At 59.2% G+C, this 2,980-nt stretch carries 3 protein-coding genes; 1 reads left to right on the top strand and 2 read right to left on the bottom strand.

Going from position 1 to position 2,980, the window contains the following annotated elements; translation table 11 throughout:
- Positions 1-727 (bottom strand): HugZ family protein (locus F8N12_RS27185; protein ID WP_150583113.1); only part of this gene is annotated, 727 nt, incomplete at its 3' end.
- A 164-nt stretch (positions 728-891) separates the two neighbouring features.
- On the opposite strand from F8N12_RS27185, the gene F8N12_RS27180 reads away from it, so the two are divergent.
- On the top strand, positions 892-1,650 hold the full coding sequence (locus tag F8N12_RS27180; RefSeq protein WP_150581751.1) for an SDR family oxidoreductase: 759 nt from the start codon (positions 892-894) through the stop codon (positions 1,648-1,650).
- Positions 1,651-1,745: 95 nt separating this feature from the next.
- Here the strand turns inward: F8N12_RS27180 and apbC are convergent, their stop codons facing one another.
- The gene (apbC, locus tag F8N12_RS27175; protein ID WP_150581750.1) at positions 1,746-2,840 is read right to left on the bottom strand and encodes an iron-sulfur cluster carrier protein ApbC; all 1,095 of its coding nucleotides are present in this window, start codon (positions 2,838-2,840) and stop codon (positions 1,746-1,748) included.
- Between the last annotated feature and the right edge of the window lie 140 nt (positions 2,841-2,980).

Genomic DNA, 2,980 nt, shown 5'->3' with positions numbered 1-2,980 from the left:
CATCGGCCACTTCATTTTTCGGCCAATGCTCGGCATGAGCCAGAAAAACCAAGGCTTCGCGCACTTGTGTCGGCGTATTACATGGTGCTTGAAACGGCAGCCAGTAGAGGGCCTGACCGATTCGCAGGTGCATCCCTTCAGTGTCAATACCGGCTAACAATGCCGGTTCGGTCTTCGGCAATCCGGCCAGTTCGACATAGTGGGCAATGGCTTTGGCGTGGTCGGTATTCATGTGCTCGACCATGCTGATTTCGGCCTTGCCGGCGAAAGGGTTTGCCAGTGTCAGTTGATCGATCCAGTGAATAGCGCCAAAGCCGCCGATGTAGCGATGACGCACGGGCTCGAGTACCCAGAAATCGAAATCATGGGCCTGGTGATAATTCTGCGACTCGGGGAAATAGCGGTAGTAGCGATCGGCAGCAGCGTCGATGGCGCAATTGTCTTCAAGTTTTTGCGCCTCTGCTAGGTAAGTCAGGCGACCGACCGCTTGTACGTCTTCTGCTCCGCGCTCGCCCACAAACAGTGAGCATTTTGGATCTTTCTGCAGGTTGTGGGTGTGCTGGGCAATGCGGCTGATCAGGATCAGAGGGCGCCCCTGCCCATCCAGGCAGTACGGAACGACCGAACCGAAGGGAAAACCAGGCATTGCTTTCGAGTGTGTCGAAAGCACTCCGCGGTATTCCTTGAGAAGTAATTCTCGGGCATTCTTGGCCGCTTCAACGCTCAATTTATGACTCCTTATCTAGAATCCGTCGAAAAAACGGACAGGCTCCGCGGACAAGTTCCGCTACGCCCTTTGGGCAATTTCTCGTGCAACCAGGCCTATGCCGGTGCAGATCGAGAGCCTCTCTAATAAGAAGACCACTCCAAAACGGCTACCGGGGCATGCGAATGCAACTCACTGACAAAGTAATCATTATCACCGGCGGTTGCCAGGGTTTAGGCCGCTCGATGGCCGAGTATTTCGCCGGCAAAGGCGCGAAGCTTGCACTGGTCGATCTCAACCAGGAAAAGCTCGACGATACGGTCGCCGCGTGCAAAGCCAAGGGCGTCGAAGCCCGCGCCTATTTGTGCAACGTCGCCAATGAAGATCAGGTGACGCACATGGTCGCTCGGGTGGCCGAAGATTTCGGCGCGATCCATGGCCTGATCAACAACGCGGGCATCTTGCGCGACAGCCTGCTGCTGAAGGTCAAGGATGGCGAAATGACCAAGATGAGCCTGGCGCAATGGCAAGCGGTCATCGACGTCAACCTGACCGGCGTGTTCCTCTGCACCCGTGAAGTCGCGGCGAAAATGGTCGAGCTGAAGAACAGCGGCGCGATCATCAATATCTCCTCGATCTCGCGCGCCGGCAACGTCGGCCAGACCAACTACTCTGCCGCCAAGGCCGGCGTCGCGGCGGCGACCGTGACCTGGGCCAAGGAGCTGGCGCGCTACGGCATCCGCGTCGCGGGCATTGCGCCGGGCTTTATCGAAACAGAGATGACGCTCGGCATGAAGCCGGAAGCGCTGGAGAAAATGACTGCCGGAATACCGCTCAAGCGCATGGGCAAACCCGAGGAAATCGCCCATTCGGCAGCGTACATTTTCGAGAACGACTATTACACCGGGCGCATTCTGGAGATGGACGGCGGGTTGCGGATTTAACGCAAAACCATCACTTCGCTGTGTAGCCATCGTCGAACACGAGGCTTCGCTGTGTAGCAGCTGCTACATGAGGAGGCTGCGATACTTTCTGTAAATCAATCGTCGCTGATGGTGATATTGGGCATCGCCGGCGACGCTGCTTCCTGCAACACAATTCGCGCGCCGACATGCCGCGCGAGTTCCTGGTAAACCATGGCGACAGGGCTGTCCGGCTCGGCGATCACCGTTGGTTTACCGCCATCGGCCTGCTCGCGAATGGCCATCGCCAGCGGCAACGAGGCCAGCAGTTCGACGCCATACTGGTCGGCCAGCTTCACCCCGCCACCTTCGCCAAACAGATGCTCGGCATGCCCACAATTTGAGCAAATGTGCACGGCCATGTTTTCCACCACGCCCAACACCGGAATGTTGACCTTGCGGAACATTTCCACACCCTTGCGCGCGTCCAGCAGCGCGAGGTCTTGCGGGGTTGTGACGATCACTGCGCCGGCCACCGGGACCTTCTGCGCCAGGGTCAGCTGGATGTCGCCGGTGCCTGGCGGCATATCGATGACCAGGTAATCCAGATCGCCCCACGCGGTCTGCGTGACCAGTTGCAGCAGCGCGCCGGAGACCATTGGTCCGCGCCAGACCATCGGCGTGTTGTCGTCGGTGAGGAAGGCCATCGACATCACCTCGACGCCATGGGACACAATCGGCACGAACCACTTCTGATCCTTGACCTGCGGGCGGGTGCCTTCGGGAATACCGAACATGATGCCCTGGCTCGGGCCGTAAATATCCGCGTCGAGAATGCCGACTTTGGCGCCTTCACGAGCGAGTGCGAGGGCCAGGTTCGCGGCGGTGGTCGACTTGCCTACGCCGCCCTTGCCCGAGGCCACGGCCACCACGTTCTTGACGTTGGCCAGGCCCGGAATCTGCGCCTGAGCCTTGTGCGCAGCGATCACGCTGGTGATGTCGACGCGGGCGTTGGTCACGCCGTCCAGGCCTTCGAGTGCCATCTGCAGCATCTGCGACCAGCCACTCTTGAACAGTCCGGCGGCATAGCCCAATTCGATTTGGACGCTGACGTGGTCACCCAGGATGTCGATGTTGCGCACGCACCCGGCGCTGACCGGGTCCGCGTTGAGATAAGGGTCGGTGTATTGGCGAAGGACGGCTTCCACCGCTGCGCGATTGACGGCGCTCATGGGCAACTCCGATAGCAAGACTGGAAAATCAGGCGGGTATCGTACCTGTTCTAAAGTCTGGACGGCATGCTTTCAGAATGTGTCTTCAATCCGGGGCTGACCTCACAACTTGTAGCAGCTGGCGCAGCCTGCGACCGGCT

This window comes from Pseudomonas fluorescens (genome assembly GCF_902497625.1).
Lineage (GTDB): Bacteria > Pseudomonadota > Gammaproteobacteria > Pseudomonadales > Pseudomonadaceae > Aquipseudomonas > Aquipseudomonas fluorescens_BQ.
The sequence above is the reverse complement of the archived record's forward strand: the minus strand, read 5'-3'. Positions and strand labels throughout refer to the sequence as shown.

What these genes read in the sequence shown, in the direction of transcription:
- apbC (WP_150581750.1), bottom strand. Translation starts at nt 2,840, where the DNA reads ATGAGCGCCGTCAATCGCGCAGCGGTGGAAGCCGTCCTTCGCCAATAC.
- F8N12_RS27180 (WP_150581751.1), top strand. Translation starts at nt 892, where the DNA reads ATGCAACTCACTGACAAAGTAATCATTATCACCGGCGGTTGCCAGGGT.